The organism is Flexivirga sp. (genome assembly GCF_051955415.1).
Lineage (GTDB): Bacteria > Actinomycetota > Actinomycetes > Actinomycetales > Dermatophilaceae > Flexivirga.
The window spans coordinates 1-18,292 of record NZ_JBQCGS010000091.1; the positions used below are offsets into that span (position 1 = coordinate 1).

The 18,292-nt window shown below is 70.7% G+C and carries 17 protein-coding genes and 1 pseudogene; 10 read left to right on the top strand and 8 right to left on the bottom strand.

The features are described from left to right. Positions 1–353: HNH endonuclease (locus tag ACTHL4_RS15030; RefSeq protein WP_440283576.1), on the top strand; the 353-nt coding region annotated here is incomplete at its 5' end. A gap of 48 nt (positions 354–401) precedes the next feature. On the opposite strand, the gene bioD is transcribed toward ACTHL4_RS15030, so the two are convergent. The 4 genes from bioD to bioB all read right to left on the bottom strand — a co-directional run bounded on the left by bioD (position 402) and on the right by bioB (position 4,663). Continuing rightward, on the bottom strand, positions 402–1,070 hold the full coding sequence (bioD, locus tag ACTHL4_RS15035; protein ID WP_440283577.1) for a dethiobiotin synthase: 669 nt from the start codon (positions 1,068–1,070) through the stop codon (positions 402–404). Continuing rightward, positions 1,067–2,149 carry an 8-amino-7-oxononanoate synthase gene (locus ACTHL4_RS15040; protein ID WP_440283578.1) on the bottom strand — a complete coding sequence of 361 codons (1,083 nt, stop codon included), beginning with the start codon at positions 2,147–2,149 and terminating at the stop codon, positions 1,067–1,069. The genes bioD and ACTHL4_RS15040 overlap by 4 nt, the downstream gene beginning before the upstream one ends. A gap of 113 nt (positions 2,150–2,262) precedes the next feature. Further along, on the bottom strand, positions 2,263–3,612 hold the full coding sequence (locus tag ACTHL4_RS15045) for an adenosylmethionine--8-amino-7-oxononanoate transaminase (RefSeq protein ID WP_440283579.1): 1,350 nt from the start codon (positions 3,610–3,612) through the stop codon (positions 2,263–2,265). Continuing rightward, positions 3,605–4,663 (bottom strand): biotin synthase BioB, encoded by a 1,059-nt coding sequence (gene bioB / locus ACTHL4_RS15050; RefSeq protein ID WP_440283601.1) that lies wholly within the window; start codon positions 4,661–4,663, stop codon positions 3,605–3,607. The genes ACTHL4_RS15045 and bioB overlap by 8 nt, the downstream gene beginning before the upstream one ends. Before the next feature lie 65 nt (positions 4,664–4,728). Here bioB and ACTHL4_RS15055 point away from each other — a divergent pair, with 65 nt between their 5' ends. The 3 genes from ACTHL4_RS15055 to ahcY all read left to right on the top strand — a co-directional run bounded on the left by ACTHL4_RS15055 (position 4,729) and on the right by ahcY (position 7,355). After that, positions 4,729–5,283, top strand: coding sequence for a TetR family transcriptional regulator (locus tag ACTHL4_RS15055; RefSeq protein WP_440283580.1), 555 nt, complete (start codon positions 4,729–4,731; stop codon positions 5,281–5,283). Next, entirely contained in the window at positions 5,273–5,815 is a 543-nt protein-coding gene (locus tag ACTHL4_RS15060; RefSeq protein WP_440283581.1) for a DinB family protein, read from the top strand. The genes ACTHL4_RS15055 and ACTHL4_RS15060 overlap by 11 nt, the downstream gene beginning before the upstream one ends. A 103-nt stretch (positions 5,816–5,918) precedes the next feature. After that, a complete protein-coding gene (ahcY, locus tag ACTHL4_RS15065; RefSeq protein WP_440283582.1) occupies positions 5,919–7,355 on the top strand; it encodes an adenosylhomocysteinase in 1,437 nt (478 codons plus the stop codon). 234 nt (positions 7,356–7,589) lie between these two features. Here the strand turns inward: ahcY and ACTHL4_RS15070 are convergent, their stop codons facing one another. After that, positions 7,590–7,955, bottom strand: a complete 366-nt coding sequence (locus ACTHL4_RS15070; protein ID WP_440283583.1) for a pyridoxamine 5'-phosphate oxidase — start codon at positions 7,953–7,955, stop codon at positions 7,590–7,592. A gap of 111 nt (positions 7,956–8,066) precedes the next feature. Between ACTHL4_RS15070 and mtrA the strand changes: the two genes are divergently transcribed. From mtrA to ACTHL4_RS15100, 6 genes are all read left to right on the top strand, one after another. Further along, positions 8,067–8,753: an MtrAB system response regulator MtrA gene (mtrA, locus tag ACTHL4_RS15075; protein WP_440283602.1), complete on the top strand. Its 687-nt coding sequence runs from the start codon at positions 8,067–8,069 to the stop codon at positions 8,751–8,753. Between the two features lie 11 nt (positions 8,754–8,764). Next, positions 8,765–10,456 (top strand): MtrAB system histidine kinase MtrB, encoded by a 1,692-nt coding sequence (gene mtrB, locus ACTHL4_RS15080; protein WP_440283584.1) that lies wholly within the window; start codon positions 8,765–8,767, stop codon positions 10,454–10,456. A 47-nt stretch (positions 10,457–10,503) separates the two neighbouring features. Further along, complete coding sequence (locus ACTHL4_RS15085) at positions 10,504–12,297, top strand: GerMN domain-containing protein (protein WP_440283585.1); 1,794 nt, start codon at positions 10,504–10,506, stop codon at positions 12,295–12,297. A gap of 105 nt (positions 12,298–12,402) precedes the next feature. Beyond that, a complete protein-coding gene (locus tag ACTHL4_RS15090) occupies positions 12,403–13,215 on the top strand; it encodes a ComF family protein (protein WP_440283586.1) in 813 nt (270 codons plus the stop codon). Positions 13,216–13,353: 138 nt separating this feature from the next. Then, positions 13,354–13,995 carry a ribosome hibernation-promoting factor, HPF/YfiA family gene (gene hpf, locus ACTHL4_RS15095; RefSeq protein WP_440283587.1) on the top strand — a complete coding sequence of 214 codons (642 nt, stop codon included), beginning with the start codon at positions 13,354–13,356 and terminating at the stop codon, positions 13,993–13,995. 111 nt (positions 13,996–14,106) lie between these two features. Then, positions 14,107–14,754: a response regulator gene (locus ACTHL4_RS15100; RefSeq protein WP_440283588.1), complete on the top strand. Its 648-nt coding sequence runs from the start codon at positions 14,107–14,109 to the stop codon at positions 14,752–14,754. Positions 14,755–14,786: 32 nt separating this feature from the next. Here the strand turns inward: ACTHL4_RS15100 and ACTHL4_RS15105 are convergent, their stop codons facing one another. The 3 genes and pseudogenes from ACTHL4_RS15105 to ACTHL4_RS15115 form a co-directional block, all read right to left on the bottom strand. Then, complete coding sequence (locus ACTHL4_RS15105) at positions 14,787–15,293, bottom strand: GNAT family N-acetyltransferase (protein WP_440283589.1); 507 nt, start codon at positions 15,291–15,293, stop codon at positions 14,787–14,789. 157 nt (positions 15,294–15,450) lie between these two features. Further along, a pseudogene (locus ACTHL4_RS15110) lies at positions 15,451–16,494 on the bottom strand (GNAT family N-acetyltransferase); the annotation flags it as partial. Next, entirely contained in the window at positions 16,491–18,230 is a 1,740-nt protein-coding gene (locus tag ACTHL4_RS15115) for a GNAT family N-acetyltransferase (protein WP_440283590.1), read from the bottom strand. The gene ACTHL4_RS15115 and the pseudogene ACTHL4_RS15110, both read right to left, overlap by 4 nt. Positions 18,231–18,292 lie beyond the last annotated feature (62 nt).

The window sequence follows — 18,292 nt, forward strand, 5'->3', positions numbered from 1 at the left end:
TGATCATCTTCCGCGACCACACCTGCCGCACCCCCTGGTGCACCGCACCCATCCGACACATCGACCACATCCAACGCCACACCGACGGCGGCGACACTTCCGAACGCAACGGCCAAGGACTGTGCGAACGCTGCAACTACGACAAAGAACACCCCGACCACCATGTCACCGGCACCGCAGCCGCAACCATCACCACCATCGGCGGCCTCACCGCCACCAGCCGACCACCAGCACCACCCGGCCTACCGCCACCCACCAGGTCCCACGTCGAACGCACCCTCATCGACATCACCTGGCACCACGACCTCAGTAGTCGCGAAACCGATGAACCGGACGCGGAGGAAACCCAGTGAGCTGCGCTCACAACTGCAGGCGATAGACGTTCGTCTCGCGCTGCAGGACTACATCACCAAGGCGGGCAGCCAGCTCGGTGCGTGCGCGACGAAGTCCTGGCGCGACCGTTGCCCGGCACCAGCAGGTATGGCGCCCAGCAACGGCACGGAACCGGCGTCGAAGACTTCCCGGTTGCTGACCTCGACGAACGAGGGCTCGGCCGGCCAGGACCCGATGAGGAGGCCGAGGACCCGCACATCACGACGATGCAACGCTTCCAGCGTGAGCGCGGTGTGATTGAGCGTGCCGAGCGCGGAGCGCACGACAACGACAACGGGTGCATCCAGCGCACGCGCGAGGTCTGCGATCGTGTCACCGGCCTCGGTCAACTCCACCAGCAATCCGCCGGCACCCTCGACCAGGACCACATCGGCCGATCCCTCCAGCTCCCGGATCCGCGTCACATGCTCGTCGAGCAGCGGAAGGGCGGCCGACTCGAGCGATGCCGCGGGCCGGGGTGCCATCGCCGCGAGCAGCCGCACACCGTCCTCCCCGGTGACCCCGGTCAACCGCTCGATTTCAGTGACGTCACCCGGTTCGTCCGCTCGCACGCCCGTCTGAGTCGGTTTGTACATGGTGACTCGCCGACCTCTCGCTCGCAGCGACGCGGCGATCGCTGCGGTGGCGATGGTCTTCCCGGCATCCGTGTCGGTGCCGGTGATCATCAGCACGCTCATCCCGGCAGCACCTCCGCACCACGAGCGGCGGCCACGCGCACGCGAGACGCAGCCGACTCGACCAGGTCGAGGGCGAGATCGGCACGCGCGGTGATCCGCAGGCGCGAGACCCCGTCCGGCACGCTCGGCGGCCGGAAACAACCCACCAGCACCCCGGCAACCCGCAACTCCTCGCGGGCTGCGACGGCCTCGACCGGACCCGGCATCGGCACCGACTGGACCGCCCCCGCCGCCGGAGCGATGCCGCACCGCTCGGCGATCAGCGCCGCACGCTGCTGTACCGCCGCCGCAAGCCCCGGTTTCGCCGCGACGATCCGTGCTGTTTCGGTGGCAGCGCCCGCAGCAGCGGGCGCCAGGCCCGTGTCGAAGATGAAGGATCGAGCGGAGTTGACCAAATGATCGCGCATGGCCCATCCCGAGAGCACCGCTCCTCCTTGCGCGCCAAGCGATTTCGACAGCGTCGCCGTCACCACCAGGCCCGCCGCGCCGGCCAGTCCCAGTGCGTGCACCGCGCCGCGACCTTCGCCGGCGACACCGATCCCGTGCGCCTCGTCCACCAGGAGAAGCGCCCCGTGCGCGCGGCAGACGGCATACAACTCGGCGAGCGGCGCGGCGTCGCCGAGCACCGAGTAGATCGACTCCACCGCGACGAGGACGCGCGCGCCGCCGAGCGCCCGCAGCCGATCGTCGAGGTCGGCGACATCGTTGTGCCCGAAGAGGTCGTACGGCGAACGCGACATCCGTGCCGCATCGTGCAGCGACGCATGGGCATGCGCATCGAGCAGGATGTGCGCGCCCCGGCCGGTCAAAGCCGTGACGACGCCCAGATTGGCCGCGTAACCGGTCGAGAACGCCAGTGCGGCAGACCATCCGGTGAGATCCGTCAGCGCGTCCTCGAGAGCCCGGTGCACCGGCAACGTCCCGGTCACCAGACGGGACGCGCCGGCGCCCGCGCCGTACCGCTCCGTCGCAGTTACGGCCGCAGCGATGACGCGCGGGTGCCGGGCGAGGCCGAGGTAGTCGTTGGACGCCAGATCGATCATCGAGTCGTCGCGCACCACCGGGTCAGTGCGCTGCACGCCTCGCTCCTGTCGCAGCGTCGCACGCTCGGAAAGCCAATGATCCCAGCGTGTCCGGGGTCCCTGCGAAGTATCGGAGGAGCGGAGCGGGGAAGAACTTCGTGGGGTGGAGGTCATCCGTGCGCCTCCCGGACCGCCGCGACCATTCCGGCACAGATCGTCGCCACCTCGTCCTGCGTGCAGATGTATGGCGGCATCGCGTAGACCAGATCCCGGAACGGCCTGACCCACACACCATTCCGCACGGCGGCAGCAGTCACGGCCGGCACGTCCACCGCACGATCCAGTTGTATGACGCCCACCGCGCCCACCGTCCGCACCTCCTGGACGGAGTCGAGTGCGCGGGCCGCGGCCAGTCCCTGTCGCAGTCCCGCACCGACACGAGCGACGTCCGTGCGCCAAGACTGCGCCAGCAGATCCAGCGATGCCGAGGCCACCGCGCAGGCCAGCGGATTGGCCATGAACGTAGGACCGTGCAACAGCGCACCGAAACGGGATCCGGTGATCGCCGCACCCACTCGGGCGGTCATCAGGACTGCAGCGAGGGTCAGGTAGCCGCCGGTGAGCGCCTTGCCCACACACATCACGTCCGGCGCCACCTCGGCCCATTCGCAGCCGAAAAGCCTTCCGGTGCGGCCGAATCCCGTCGCGATCTCGTCAGCGATCAAGAGCAGCCCGTGCTCGTCGGCGACCTCGCGCATCACCCGCAGACACCGGGGTGAATAGGGACGCATGCCGCCGGCCCCCTGGAGCACCGGCTCGACGACGACAGCGGCGAGTTCGGCGGCGTGCCGGTCGGCCAGCGCCCGGAACTCCGTCTCCCAACGGGCCTGGTCGTCTTCGTCCACGATCCACCGTTCGCCCGCCTCGTCCACCGCCAAGGTGGCGATCGGTGGCCGGGGCGCGAAGACATGCGGGGCGAGCACCCCGGGGAACGCCGCGTGCATGCCGTCGACCGGATCGCACACGCTCATCGCCGCGAAGGTGTCCCCGTGATAGCCACCGCGTATCGTCAGAAAGCGTTGCCGCGCAGGCGAACCGGTGGCGGCTTGGTACTGCAGAGCGAGCTTCAGCGCGACCTCCACGGACACCGAGCCGGAGTCGGCGAAGAAGACGTGCGCCATCGGGCCCGGTGCCATCGCGACCAGCCGTTCGGCGAGTGCGACCGCCGGCTCGTGCGTCAGGCCGCCGAACATCACGTGACTGAAGTCGTCGATCTGTCGGTGCGCGGCGGCATCCAGCGCCGGGTTCCGGTAGCCGTGCACGGCGCACCACCAGGAGGCCATCGCATCGAGGACCTCGGCAGCGGACCCGTCGGGGCTGGTGAGCGAGAGGCGGACGCCCGATGCAGCCGAAACGGCATACGGCGCAGGGCCGTTCAACGGCGCGTAGGGATGCCACACCAGTCCGCGGTCGCGTCCGTCCAGACCGGACTGAGCCGTCAGCAGCGTCGCCTCAGGCATTCGGCTGGAGCTCGGTTCCCGCGCCGCGTCGACGGATCGCGGGGTCCTGCGACGACCGGCCCTCCGGCGTCTCGTCGGCCCCGAGCACCACGAAGCCGTTGTCCCGGATCAGCGCCAGGTCGTCCTGTGCAGCCTGGCCCTCCGACGTCAGGTAGTCCCCGAGGAAGATCGAGTTGGCAAGGTGCAGCGCCTGCGCCTGCAGTGACCGCAGATGCATCTCGCGGCCGCCTGCGATGCGGATCTCCTTGTCGGGGCAGACCATGCGCGCCATGGCCAGGATCTTCAGGCAGCGCAGCGGCGTGAGTTCCCAGGTGTCCTCGAACGGCGTCCCGTCGAAGGGCATCAGGAAGTTCACCGGGATCGAATCGGAGCCGATCTCACGGAGTGCGAACAACGCCTCGACCAGTTGCTCGTCGCTCTCGCCGAGTCCCGCGATGAGCCCGGAACACGGGGACAGCCCGGCCGACTTGGCACGCTCGACGGTGTCCACGCGGTCGGCGTACGTGTGGGTCGTGACGATCGAATCGTGGTGTGACTCAGCGGTGTTGATGTTGTGGTTGTAGGCATCGACACCGGCCGAGCGCAACTTCTCGGCCTGGCCGTCCTTGAGCAGACCCAGGCAGGCGCAGACCTCGACATCGGGATGCTCGTCCTTCAGCGCGGTCACCATCGCCGACACCCGGTCGACGTCACGGTTGGTCGGCCCGCGCCCGCTGCTGACCATGCACACCCGCGTCGCGCCGCCGCGCACGCCCGCGGTGGCCTGGGCGATCGCCTCGTCCGTCTGCAGCCACTTGTACTTCAGGATGTCGGCGTCCGACCCGAGCGCCTGCGAGCAGTAGTGGCAGTCCTCCGGACACAATCCGGACTTGAGGTTGACCAGGTAGTTGACCTTGACCGTGTTGCCGAAGTGCGCGCGCCGCAGCCGCGCGATCGAAGCGGTCAACTGCAGCACCTCCGAGTCCGGAGTCGCCAGCACCGCGAGAGCGTCCTGCGGCGTCGCCTGCTCACCTGCGAGGATTTCGGTGACACGATGGTCGATGAACGACATATCCTTGAACACCGTTCAAGTATGCCGCGACGACCGCCACGCGCGCGACCCGGAGGTGCGAGTCCATGCCGTTGACCCATGACGAGGTCATCGATGCCGCGGTCGGACTGCTGCGCGCACACGGCCTGGCCGACCTGACGATGCGCCGGCTCGCCCGGGAACTCCAGGTGCAGCCCGGCGCCCTCTACTGGCACGTCGACAACAAGCAGACCCTGCTGATCCGCGTCGCCGAACGCATGCTCGCCGACGTCACCACGGCAACCGGTGCCGAGCCGGTCGCCGGCATCCGGCACCTGGCCCGGGGGATCCGAGAAGCGGTCCTACCCGTCCCGGACGGCTCCGCGGTCGTCGCCCTCGGCTACGCCCTCGACCCGGACTCCGTGCCCGCCTTCGTCCGCCTCCGGAGACTGGTCGGCCGGCTCACCGACACCCCCGCCGACACCGCCGCCGCCACCGACCTGATCGCCCACCACGTCCTCGGCTCGGTCAGCGACGAACAGGACCGCCGCGCCGCCGGCCTCGACGTGCACGGCGCCGGCGCCGTCTTCGAGCGCGGCCTCGATCTTGCCCTGGCCCCGATCATCCCTGCCACCGCCCGAAGGAGCGCCCATGGCAACTGACGAGATCGTCCCCGACAGCAAGGACTGGACGTGGGTACTCGAACGCCCTTGTCCTGAATGTGGATTCGAGGCGGGCGCCATACCCGGTGCAGCACTCGGTGCGCGGATCCTGCAAGCGGTCGAGCCGTGGCCCGAGGTGCTGCGGCGACCCGGCGCGGCCCGACGCAACCGAGCCGGTGTCTGGTCCGACCTGGAATACGGCGCCCACGTGCGCGACGTCTGCCGGGTGTTCGATCGGCGGCTGCGGCTGATGCTGGACCGCGACGACCCGCAGTTCGACAACTGGGACCAGGACGCCGCCGCGGTCGAGGGCGCGTATGCCGAACAGTCGCCGTCGACCGTGGCTGCGGAGATCGGCCCCGCCGCCGACACCCTCGCCACCCGGTTCGACACGGTGCCCGACGACGCCTGGCGACGGACCGGCCGCCGCGCGGGCGGCTCCACCTTCACCGTGCTCACCCTCGGCCGCTACTGCCTGCACGACCTCGTCCACCACCTGCACGACGTGGGCGCACCGGCGGCCGGCGAGTAGACTGCCGGCACCGGCGTGGGTGATGACCCTTGTGCCAACAGCAGCCCAGAGGGGCGCGCCGGCTCGGACAGTTGACAGCAACCATTAAGGGGAACGGACACCCATGTCGTTCGACTTCAAGGTCAAGGATCTGAGCCTGCACGAGGCAGGACGTCACCAACTCCGCCTGGCCGAGCACGAGATGCCCGGCCTGATGGCGATCCGCGAGGAGTATGCCGCCAGCCAGCCGCTCAAGGGCGCCAAGATCACCGGCTCGCTGCACATGACCGTGCAGACGGCGGTCCTCATCGAGACCCTCACCGCGCTCGGCGCGCAGGTGCGCTGGGCCTCGTGCAACATCTACTCCACCCAGGACGAGGCCGCGGCCGCTGTCGTCGTCGGTCCCCACGGCACCGCGGACGACCCCCAGGGCGTCCCGGTCTTCGCCTGGAAGGGCGAGACGCTCGAGGAGTACTGGGACTGCACCGACCTGGCGCTGACCTGGCCCGAGGGCGACGGCCCCAACATGATCCTCGACGACGGCGGCGACGCCACCATGCTCGTCCACAAGGGCAAGGAGTGGGAAGGCGCCGGTCAGGTCCCGCCCACCACCGACGCCGACGCCGAGGAGTTCCAGGTCTTCAAGGCACTGGTGCGCCGCACCCTCGAGCAGGACCCGCAGAAGTGGACCAAGGTCGCCGCCCAGGTCAAGGGCGTCACCGAGGAGACCACCACCGGCGTCCACCGCCTCTACGAACTCGCCAAGGCCGGCGAACTGCTCTTCCCGGCGATCAACGTCAACGACTCGGTCACCAAGAGCAAGTTCGACAACAAATACGGCTGCCGCCACTCCGTGCTCGACGGGCTCAACCGCGCCACCGACGTCCTGGTGGGCGGCAAGGTCGCCGTCGTCTGCGGGTACGGCGACGTCGGCAAGGGCTGCGCCGCCGCACTCGCCGGCCAGGGCGCCCGGGTGATCGTCACCGAGATCGACCCCATCTGTGCCCTGCAGGCCGCCATGGAGGGCTTCCAGGTCGCCCGCCTGGACGACGTGGTCGGCGAGGCGGACATCTTCGTCACCACCACCGGCAACTTCAACATCATCACCGCCGCGCACATGCAGCAGATGAAGAACAAGGCGATCGTCTCCAACATCGGACACTTCGACAACGAGATCGACATGGCCGGGCTGGCCAAGGTCGACGGTGTCACCAAGACCGAGATCAAGCCCCAGGTCCACGAGTGGACCTTCCCGGGCGGCAACTCCATCATCGTGCTGTCCGAGGGCCGGCTGATGAACCTCGGCAACGCCACCGGCCACCCGAGCTTCGTCATGTCCAACTCGTTCGCCAACCAGACCATCGCGCAGATCGAGCTGTTCACCAAGCCCGGCGAATACGACAAGCAGGTCTACGTGCTGCCCAAGCACCTCGACGAGAAGGTCGCCCGCCTGCACCTGCCGGCGCTCGGCGCCCAGCTCACCGAACTCACCAAGGAGCAGGCCGAATACATCGGTGTCGACGTCGCCGGCCCCTACAAGCCGGAGATGTACCGCTACTGAGTCTTTGGACTCCGCTCCTCCGACGAGTAATGGGCCAGGTCCGCGAGCGAGCTCGCGGGACCTGGCCCATTACTCGTCTACGTCGCTCCGTCGGGCGTCCGCTTGTCGTGCGGTTGGCTGATCCTTGCCTGTCGCCCGGCTCGACTTCTCGTTCGGTTGGCTGATCCTTGCCTGTCGCCCGGCTCGGCTTGTCGTGCGGTCGCCGGGTCTTGCCTGTCGCCCGGCTCGCGACGCTCAGATGCGCCGGCAGTCGTCGGCGCAGTCCTCGTCCGCCGCGCCGCCGTCCGCGTGAGCCATGGGGCGGTGCAGCACCGCGGCGGTCGGCGACACGTGCAGGGCGTCACCGGTGTCCTCGGCGGAGCCATCCACGATCAGGGAGTAGCCGTGCGGCTCCAGCGGTGGGAAGAGCAGCGTCACCACCGGGTTGGCCGCGATGTTGGCAGCGGTCCGCTTGCTCCAGGTCAGTCGGAAGACGCCGTCCACCAGGACCGGGTCGACCGCAACAGCCCGCACGCGGGCGTCGGTGGTGGTCAATACATAGGCGGTGCCGTAACCGCCAATGGTTTCGGCGAGAGCTGCGAGATCGACCGACGTACTCATACATCCCACCGTACTGTGGCCGCGGCGGTGCGGGCCGGTGGTCCGCTGACGACATACGCTGGACGTCATGCCGCCGACACCGGGGGTGCGGCTCTGCTCGTGAAAGGACCCATACACGTGACCAACGGACGCGTTCTGGTCGTCGACGACGACCCATCGCTGGCCGAGATGCTCGGCATCATCCTGCAGGGCGAAGGCCTGGAGGTGACCTTCTGCGCCACCGGGGACCACGCGCTGGAGGCGTTCCGCGACGCCAAGCCGGACATGGTCCTGCTGGACGTGATGCTGCCCGGCATCGACGGTGTGGAGGTGTGCCGCCAGATCCGTGCCGAGTCGACCGTCCCCATCGTCATGCTGACCGCCCGCACCGACACCGTCGACGTGGTGCTGGGCCTGGAGTCCGGAGCGGACGACTACATCACCAAACCGTTCAAGCCGCAGGAGCTGGTCGCCCGGGTGCGTGCCCGGCTGCGCCGCGGTGACGACGTGGAGTCGGACGCACTGACCCTGGGTGATCTGTCCATCGACGTGTCCGGCCACGCGGTGCAGCGGGCCGGTGAACCGATCCTGTTGACGCCGCTGGAGTTCGACCTGCTGGTCGCGCTGGCCCGTAAGCCGTGGCAGGTCTTCTCCCGCGAGACGCTGCTGGAGCAGGTGTGGGGTTACCGGCACGCCGGTGACACCCGCCTGGTCAACGTGCACGTGCAGCGCCTGCGCTCCAAGGTTGAGAAGGACCCGGAGAACCCCGAGATCGTGCTCACCGTGCGCGGCGTCGGGTACAAAGCCGGACCGGCCTGACGGAGCACTCGTTGCACGGTTCGATCGAGCAGATCTGGCGCCGCACCGAACGCCTCGCCGTCCGGGGCGGCGCTGCGATCGCTCGCCTCTGGCGGCGCTCGCTGCACTTCCGGGTCGTCACCATCACGGTGTTCCTGGGCACGTTCGTCGCCCTCGGGCTGGGCACCTACATGTATCAGCGGATCGCCAGCGGGCTGGCGTCGCGGGCCACCAACATCGCCGAGCACGAGGCGCTCAACCAGCGCAGCGACGCGCAGAGCCAGTTCAACAACGCACCGCGCACCGACATCTCCTCACTGCGTGCGATCGCGCAGCAGCTGGCCTCCAGCGCCGGCACCAAGGTGGGGGACCAGAACGTCCGCGTGGTGATCGTGCGGGCGCCCGGCAACACCTTCCAGCCGCTGGGCACCATCTCCACCCAGCAGGGCGACGAGAAGCTCATCCCGGACGCGCTGCGTGCCGCCGTGCAGAAGGACCCGGCACACGCCCAGCTGCAGATCGGCTCGATGCGGGTCGACGGTCGCAAGGTGCCGGCGGTCGTGGTGGGCGCGCGGATCGCCATACCCAACGCCGGCAACTACGACTACTTCCTGATCGCGCCGATGACCGCCGAGTCGCAGATGCTCGGCATCGTGCGCACGTCGTTCCTGCTCGGCGGGCTGGCGCTGATCCTGCTGCTGGCCGGGATCGCCTACCTGGTCACCCGGATGGTCGTCACCCCGGTGCGGGACGCGGCGCACGTCTCGGAGCGGTTGACCGCCGGCGCGCTCAACGAGCGCATGCAGGTCAGCGGCGAGGACGACCTGGCCCGGTTGGCGACGTCGTTCAACGCGATGGCGGACAGCCTGCAACGACAGATCCGCCAGCTGGAGGACCTGTCCAAGCTGCAGCAACGCTTCACCTCCGACGTCTCCCACGAACTCCGCACCCCGTTGACCACCATCCGGATGGCGGTCGACATGATCCACGCCAGCCGGGCCGACTTCGCGGCGCCGGTCGCCCGGTCCGCCGAGTTGCTCAGCCGCGAGCTCGACCGTTTCGAGTCGTTGCTGACCGACCTGCTGGAGATCAGCCGGTTCGACGCCGGCGCGACCGCCGCCGGCACCGAGCAGATCGACCTGCGGGACATCGTCGGCCGGGTGGTCGACGCCTGTGAGCCGCTCGCGGAGGCGCAAGGGGTCAAGCTGCGCGTGCACTCCCGGCGTGCGGCGGTGGCGCCGATGGACGCCCGGCGCATCGAGCGCGTCGTGCGCAACCTGGTCACCAACGCCATCGAGCACGCCGAACACAAGCCCGTCGACATCACCGTCGGCGCCAATCCCACCGCGGTCGCGGTGGCGGTCCGTGATTACGGCGTCGGGCTGCGGCCCGGCGACGCCGAGCAGGTCTTCAACCGTTTCTGGCGGGCCGACCCGGCGCGGGCGCGCACCACCGGCGGCACCGGCCTGGGCCTGTCGATCGCGCTGGAGGACGCCCGGTTGCACGACGGCTGGCTGCAGGCATGGGGCGAGGTCGGCAACGGCTCGTGCTTCCGGCTGACGCTGCCCGTGCACGCCGGGCAGCCGATCGGCCGGTCGCCGGTCACCCTCGCACCCGACGACTCCAGCATCGGCCTGGCCATGCCCAGCGGCAACAGCCTGACCATCGGCACGCGGGTGGCCGGTGCGCCGCGGCCGGGGGACGGTTCGCGGAGGTTCACGTGAGATCCGGGATGCGGTCGGCGCCTGGGCCCGGCGCGCGCCATCGGCCGGTGCTGGCCGCCCTGGTGGTGCTGGTCGCACTCGCGATGGCCGGCTGCAGCGGGCTGCCCACCAGCAGCAGTGTTCACGCCGGCCAGGCGATCGACAACCACGCGGCGCCGACGATCGGCAACATCGAATACCCCGGACCGTCGCCCGGCGCGAGCCAGAAGGACATCGTCGGCGGGTTCCTGGACGCCACCGCAGGCACCAACCAGAACTACGAGCGCGCCCGCGAATACCTGACCAAGACCGCCAGCCGGGCATGGGCGCCGCGCACCGTCGCGGTCACCTCCGGCACCCGCGACCTGATGATCAGCGGCCGCAACACGATCACCGCGACCGCCGAGAGCGCCGCTTCCCTCGACGCCGAAGCACACCTGACCGAGCGACCCGAGGGCGCGACGACCACCGCGGAGTTCGGGCTGAGCAAGGTCGACGGCGAATGGCGGATCTCCACGCTGCCGGCGGACTTCGGGCTGTGGATGAACGTCGAGCAGTTCAAACGCATCTACCAGCCGCAGGAGGTCTACTACGCGGCCGCCACCGGTCACACGCTGGTGCCCGACACCCAGTGGTACACCCAGACCGGGCTGGTCAGCTCGCTGGCCGCCGCCGTGGTGCGCGGCGCCCCCGCCTGGATGAACGGTATGACGCTCCCGGCGCTGCCGCGGGGCAGTGAGCTGACCGGATCGTCGGTGTCCATCGACAACGACGGCGTCGCCTCGGTGAACGTCAGCGAGGAGGTGCTGTCCGCCACCCCCGCACAGCGAACCGCCTTGTGGGCCAGCATGCTGGCCACCCTGGGACAGGTCAGTGAGGTGCGGCGGGTGGTGGTGCTGGTCGACGGTGCCAGGCTGCAGACACCCCAACTGCCCGACAGTCCCAACACGCCCGCGGACTTCGGCTACACCGCCGTCAGCGGCAACCCGGCTCAGCTGGTCGGCCGCACCAGTCCCACCCAGCTGCAGTGGATGGACAGCGGCAACCCCGGGGTGGACCTGCGCAACAAGGGCGGCGTCAAGGACCGGCCGACGCTGCCCACGATCAACCGCAACTGGTATCGCCTGGCCATCTCGGGTGACGGGAAACAGGTCGCGGCGATCGACGGAGCCAACGCCGTCCTGGGCCGCTGGGTGAACGGCCACCTGAGCCGGATCAGCGGTTTCGGCACCGACCTGGTCGCCCCGAGCTTCTCCTCCACCCGCTCCGACTCCGGCGACGCGGTCGACGAGCTGTGGGTCGCCGGCCGGTCCACGCCGAAGGATTCCGGCGGCAAGTCGGCCTACGGCACGCTGTGGGTCGTCGACGCCGAGCTGCCGGTCGCGGACGCCCAGCCGCAACCGGTCGAGGCCTCGTGGCTGCGCGACAAGCGGATCATCGCCATCCGGTTGTCCCCGGACGGGGAGCGCATCGCCGTGGCCGTGCGGACCCCGAAGGGCGCCGATCAGGTCTACGTCGCCGGGGTCGTGCGTGGCAGGAACGGGCACGCGCAGTCGCTGACCACCCCGCTGCGGGTCGCGCCCAGCGTCACCGACGTGCTCGACGTCGGCTGGATCGACTACGCGACCCTGGCGGTGCTGTGCCGCGACGACCAGTCCGGCACCGTACAGCCGCTGAGCGTGCCGATCGGCGGGTTGAGCAGCGACCTGGGCGAGACGCCCGGAGGCGAGCAACTGGTGGCCACCGGTGGTGGCGCCAGCTCGCTGTACGTCGAGACCGACGCCGACACGGTGCTGACGCGGGTGGGCGCCAGCTGGCAGAAGGTGCCCGGTGTCACGGCGATGATCGCCTCCGGCACCTGAGGTCCGGTCGCGCCGCCGTCCACATCCCCGCCCGGCGGCACGCTCCGTCCACCGCCGGCCGGTCCCGTAGGGCGACCCGACCGGGACCCGGCGCACGATGGTCCGGTGTTCGCTCCACCGGCCGCCCTGCGCAGCTCCGACTGTCGCGCCGCGTTGCACGCGATCGGCGACCTGGCGCTGCCACGGTCCTGTGCCGGCTGTGACGCCTCCGGTGTCGCGCTGTGCCGGCGGTGTCGTGCCGCACTGGCCGACGCGCTCGCCGAGCCGGCGTTCGTCGCCCGGCCCAGGCCATGCCCGCCCGGGTTCCCCGCCACCTGGTCCCAGGTCCCGTATGACGGAGTCGTCGCCGCGTTGCTTCGCGCCTTCAAGGACTCCGGCCGCGCCGACGTCGGGCCACCGCTGGCGCTGCTGCTGCGTTCCGCGCTCGCCGCTGCGGTCGCCCACGATGATGGCGCCGCCCGGGCCCTGCGGGCCGGGCGGCGCCTGCGCGTGGTGCCGATGCCGAGCCGGGCGTCCTCGACCCGGGCGCGAGGCCGGGAGCCCACGCTCGAGCTGGGGCGTCGAGCCCTGGCCCGGCTGCCCCCGCTGGCGCTGCGTCGGGTGCTGCGGGTGGCGAGCACCGGACGCGACCAGGCCGGGCTGAGCGCGGTGGAACGCACCCGCAACATCAGCGGTGCGATGCGGCTGTCGGTCGCGGGCCGCCGCCTCGTCGCGGGCCGGGTCTGCGTGGTGATCGACGACATCGTCACCACCGGTTCGTCGCTCGCCGAGGCCCGTGCCGCCCTCGTCGACGGGGGAGCGGAGCACGTCCTGGCCGCGACCGTCGCCGCCACCCAGCGGCATGTCGGCGCGAGCGCCGCGGTGCCGGCAGGGTGTCCCCCTGACGGGCCATTTACGGGTGTGGGTCCGGTGGTTTAACGTCGGTGCATGGAGCACTTCGTGCGATCGACACACCGCGTCAGGGTGCTCCGCCCGCCCTCCCGGAGGAGGTGTCCGACCGGCCGCTAAGGGATGCCGACCCGCCTCACCGACTGCAGTCGACACCAGGAGTGCACCATGGAGATCACCGTTACCGGACGTCATGTCACGGTCCCCGAGCGTTTTCGTCGGCACATCGAAGAGAAGCTGAGCAAGGTCCCTCAGCTCGACCCGCGGGTCAGTCGGTGCGACGTCGTGGTCACGCACGAGGCCAATCCACGGCAGGCCAAGGAAGCGGAACGCATAGAGATCACCTGTCACGCCAAGAGGTCGGTGATCCGTGCGGAGGCGTGCGCGGACGACGTCTACGGCGCGCTCGACGTCGCGATGACACGGCTCGGCGAGCGCCTGCGCCGCACCAGCGACAAGCGGCGGGTGCACCGCGGCCGCAAGCAACCCACCTCCGTCCACGACGCGACCTCGACACTCACCGTGCCGGTCAGCGACGCAGCGGTGGAGGACAAGCCGCTGCCCGCGCACATCGCCAAAGTCGGCGGCGACGAGGACTGCCCGATCCAGCTGCGGGAGAAGGTCCACGCGAGCGCACCGATGGGCGTCGACCAGGCGCTCAACGAGATGGAGCTCGTCGGCCACGACTTCTACCTCTACCAGGACGCCGAAACCGGAAAACCGTCTGTGGTCTATCGTCGTCGTGGGTGGTCCTACGGCGTCATACAGCTCGACGTCGTGGAGGAGCCGCCGGCCGCAAGCACCGCATGAGCACCGCAATGACCATGCATCTGACGACACGTGACTGACCTTCCACGCACGCGAAGCGGGGCCGATGCACCATCGGCCCCGCTTCCTGCGCGTCCCGAGCCGGTGCGCGTGATGCTGGTCGAGGACTACACGATCTACCGGCACGGGCTGCGGATGATCCTCGACCTGGAGGACGACATCGTGGTGGTCGGGGAGACCGGCAGCGCAGTGGAGGCGCTGGACCTCGCGGCGTCCTCGTCGCCCGACGTGGTCGTCCTGGACATCTTCCTGTCCGACGGCAACGGCCTGCGGGTGTGCCGGCAGCTGGTGGAACGCTTCCCGGGCACCCACGTGCTGATGCTCACCGCGTCCGACGACGACGCCGACCTGGTCGAGGCGGTCCGGGCCGGCGCGACCGGTTACCTGCTCAAGGACATCGCGCCCGACCAGTTGCCGAAGGCCATCCGCACGGTCGCCGACGGCAACGCGCTGCTCGCACCGGAGCTCGGCGCGACGCTCTTCGCGGAGTTCTCGGCGCTGGTGCGCGGCGCACCGACGCACGAGGACGAGGCCGTCGCGGAGTTGACCGAGCGCGAACGCGAGGTGCTCGGCCTGGTGGCCCGTGGCTGGTCCAACCGCAAGATCGCCGGCGAGCTCTTCATCGCCGAGAACACCGTCAAGAACCACGTCCGCAACATCCTGGACAAGTTGCAGCTGCGCAGCCGCATGGAGGCCGCGATGTATGCCGTCCGCGGCGGTCTGATCGACCCGACCGACTGACCCGTGCCGGTCACTCGCCGGTCGGTCCCCGGTCAGTCGCCGGCGAGCCGGTCGAACAGCAGCAGGTCCACGACGCTGCCGTCGCCGAGCACTTCGGCCGAGCGGGCCCGACCGATCTGCTGGAACCTGCAGCGCCGGGCGACGCGGGCCGACGCCTCGTTGCCGGCCGCGACACCCGCCGACAGGCGGCGCAAACCGAGGCCGCCACGCGCAGCAGGCATGAAGGCGTAGGAGCAGACCGCTTCCAGGGCCCGGGTCGCCAGCCCGTGCCCGCGGGCCGTCGCGGTCAGCCAGTAGCCGACCTCGGCGCTGCCGTCGGCGACGTTCTGCAACCCGATCACCCCGCAGAACTCGTCGCCGTCCGGGCCGCAGATCACCCACCAGCTCCCGTGCGACGCGGCGTCGGCATACCGCTTGCGGGCCACGTAGGCGCCGGCGCGGGCGCCCAGGGTCCTCCTGCGGCACGGCCAGCCACTGCCGCACCTGCGGGTCGGCCCAGGTCGCCGCCAGCGCATCCGCATCACCGCGACGCAGTCCACGCAGCCGCACCTCCGGAAAATCCAGCACGGGCGGCTTCGTCGCACGCTGCGCCTCGCGGTCATCGGTCGCCAGCAGTTCGAAGTACGCACCGTCGGTGATCCGCCCGTCCGCCGCCGTGTAGGCCTGCCGGTCCTCGCCCCAGCGACGGAAACCCGCCCCGCGCAACAGCGCCTGGGAGGCGTGGTTGTCCAGGTCCGTCTCGGCATACAGCCGGGTGAGGCCCAGACCTGCGGACGTGCGCGGCGCGAACGAGTGAGCCACCACCGCTTCCAGGGCGCGCGGCAGGACTCCGCGGCCGCGCGCGTCCGGCAGCAGCCAGTAGCCGACCTCCACCGAGGTGGCCGTCGCCTCGCCGATGTTGAAGATGGCGACACTACCCAGGGCCGCGTCGCTCCCCGCGTCGGCGATGCACCAGGAGACCGAGTGCGATTCGTCGGCGAACCGCCGCTGGCGGGCCAGCCAGGCGGCATACGACGTCTTGCCGAGCTGTGCCCCGGCGGGCAGATAACGCCGGGCCAGCTCGTCCGGCTCGTCCGGCATCCACGCGACGTCGGCGTCGCGCCACGGCCGCAGCCGCAGGCCGTCGATCTCCAGTGTCGGTATGACGGCCGGCGACACCCGCTGGGCGTCCACGTCGTCGGTCGCCAGCAGTTCCCAGTTGAGGGCGTCGCGACCCGGCTCGTCGTCGCGGGCCAGCACCGACCGCTCCACGCCCCACATCCGGAAACCGGCGCGGCGCAACACCCGGGCCGAGGCACGATTGGCGATGTCCGTGCCGGCCTGCAGGCGACGCAGGCCGAGGCCCCCGTCGGTGCGTGGCGCGAAGGCGTGCCGCCGCACCAGGTCGATCGCCGTCCCCATCACGCCGCGGCCCCGCGCATGCGGAGAGAGCCAGTAGCCGAGTTCGCCGTTGCCGTGGGTGAAGTCGACGTCCAGGTGGTGCACCTGGATGTGTCCGAGCGGACTGTCGGTGCCGACATCGGCGACGCACCAGTACACGCCCTGACCGGCTGCCATCCGATCGCGCCGCCCACGCAACCACTCGGCGAACTCGTGAGGTGCCGGCTGCAGGTCGGTCACGATCAACCCGCCGGCCGCGTCGGGCTCCTCCAGCCAGCGTGCGTCGTCCTCGCGCCAGGGGCGCAACCGCAGGTCGGCCGCCGCCAGGACCACCGGTTCGAGGGCGGGCCGAGGCGTCACGCCGGATCCCCAGGGCGTCGGGAGTGCTCCACCGCCAGCAGTTCGAAGTAGGCGGTGTCGGTGGTCGTGCCGTCGAACGTCGTGAACGAGTCGTGGTCCTGGCCGTACTGGCGGAAGCCGGCCGCCGCGAGGGTCAGCATGGAGGCGTGGTTGCCGTCCACGGTGGCCGCGTCGAGCCGCAGCAGGTCGAGGCCGTCCGGCGAGAAGGCATGTGCCACCACGGCTTTGAGCGCTTCGCCGGCCAGGCCGCGTCCGCGTGCGTGGTCGTAGAGCCAGTAGCCGACGGTCCCGCTGCGCAACGGGGTGCCGAGTCCACGCACGCCGATCGACCCCAGCGGCCGGTCGGTCGCGGCATCGACGATGCACCAGCTGAGCGAGGTGCCGTCCAGTCGGCCGGCGCGTTCCTGCGCCAACCACTCGGCGTAGGCGGCCGCCGGCGGCCGGGGTTCGACGCCCATGGCGCCGGCGGCCTGCGGGTCCGCGACCGGTTCCTGCCCCGGCGCGTCGCCGTCGGACCAGGCGCGCAGCCGCAACCGGTCGGTGTGCAGCACCGGCACCGGCAGCGCCGTGGCGCGCTGGGCGTCGCGGTCGTCAGAGGCGAGCAACTCGAAGCAGTACTCGTCACCGACCGTGCCGTCCGGGAAGGTGATCGTGGACCGGTCGATGCCGGTCTGGCGGAAGCCGGCTCCGCGCAGCACCCGCAGCGACGCCAGATTGGTCGTGTCGGCATACGCCGCCAGCCGGCGCAGACCGAGCCCTCCGGCATCACCGGGAGCGAGCGCATGAGCGACGACGAGTTCGACGGCCTCGCGCATCACGCCGCGGCCGCGGGCCGTCGGCTGCAGCCAGTAGGCCAGCATCGCGCTGCCGCGCAGCATCGGCACGTTCATCCGGAAGAGCTGGATGCCGCCGAGGGCGCGGTCGGTGGCCGCGTCGGCGATGCACCAGACGACCGCCTCACCGGCCGCCATCCGCTCCCGCCGGGTCAGCAACCACTCCGCGAAGTCGTCGGCGGCCGGCGCGGAGCCGAGCAGGAAGTGCGCCAGCGCCTCGTCCTGCGGCTCCGCGGGCCGGTCGTCCGGGCGCCACGCGCGCAACCGCACACCGGATCCCGCCAACGGCGCCGGCGCACGCCAGGGCAGCTGCGGCTCCAGCGGATCGGCGGCGTGCAGATGGCCGAACCAGGTGCCGACCACCGTGCCGTCGGGCCCCGGGTGGGTGCCCGGCCAGCTGCCGTCGACGGTGAAGCCGAGCGCCCACGCCACCCGGCGCGAGGCCCAGTTGCCGCGGGCGGCGCGCCATACAACCGTGCGCATCCCGAGCGTGTCGAACGCGTGCGTCACCAGGAGGCGTGCCGCCGCGGTGGTGACGCCGCGGCCGCGCACGTCCGGATGCACGCCGTAGCCGATCTCGGTGGTGCGGTCGGCGCGCGGATGCAGGTTGATCGAACCGGCCCAGCGGCCGTTGACCTCGATCGCCCAGGCGCCCTGCCGGGTGCCGGCCTCCCAGGTGGTGCGCACCGTGTCGAAGAACTCCCGCGCCTGGTCCATCCCGTATGGCGCCGGCAGCGGCACCCCCGCCCGGCTGCGCGGGTCGTTCGCGAACTCCACGATGCGCAGCAGGTCCGACTCACGGTGTGCGCGCAGGGTCACGACGCCGTCGCTGAGCTCCGGGACGTCATCGGGGAAGACCGCCATGACGCGCAGCAAACCACATGCTCCGACACGGGAACCCATCACCCGGTCCCGACCATTAGCATGGGTGAGTCTGTCCACACGTCATGACGGCCGCAGCGCCG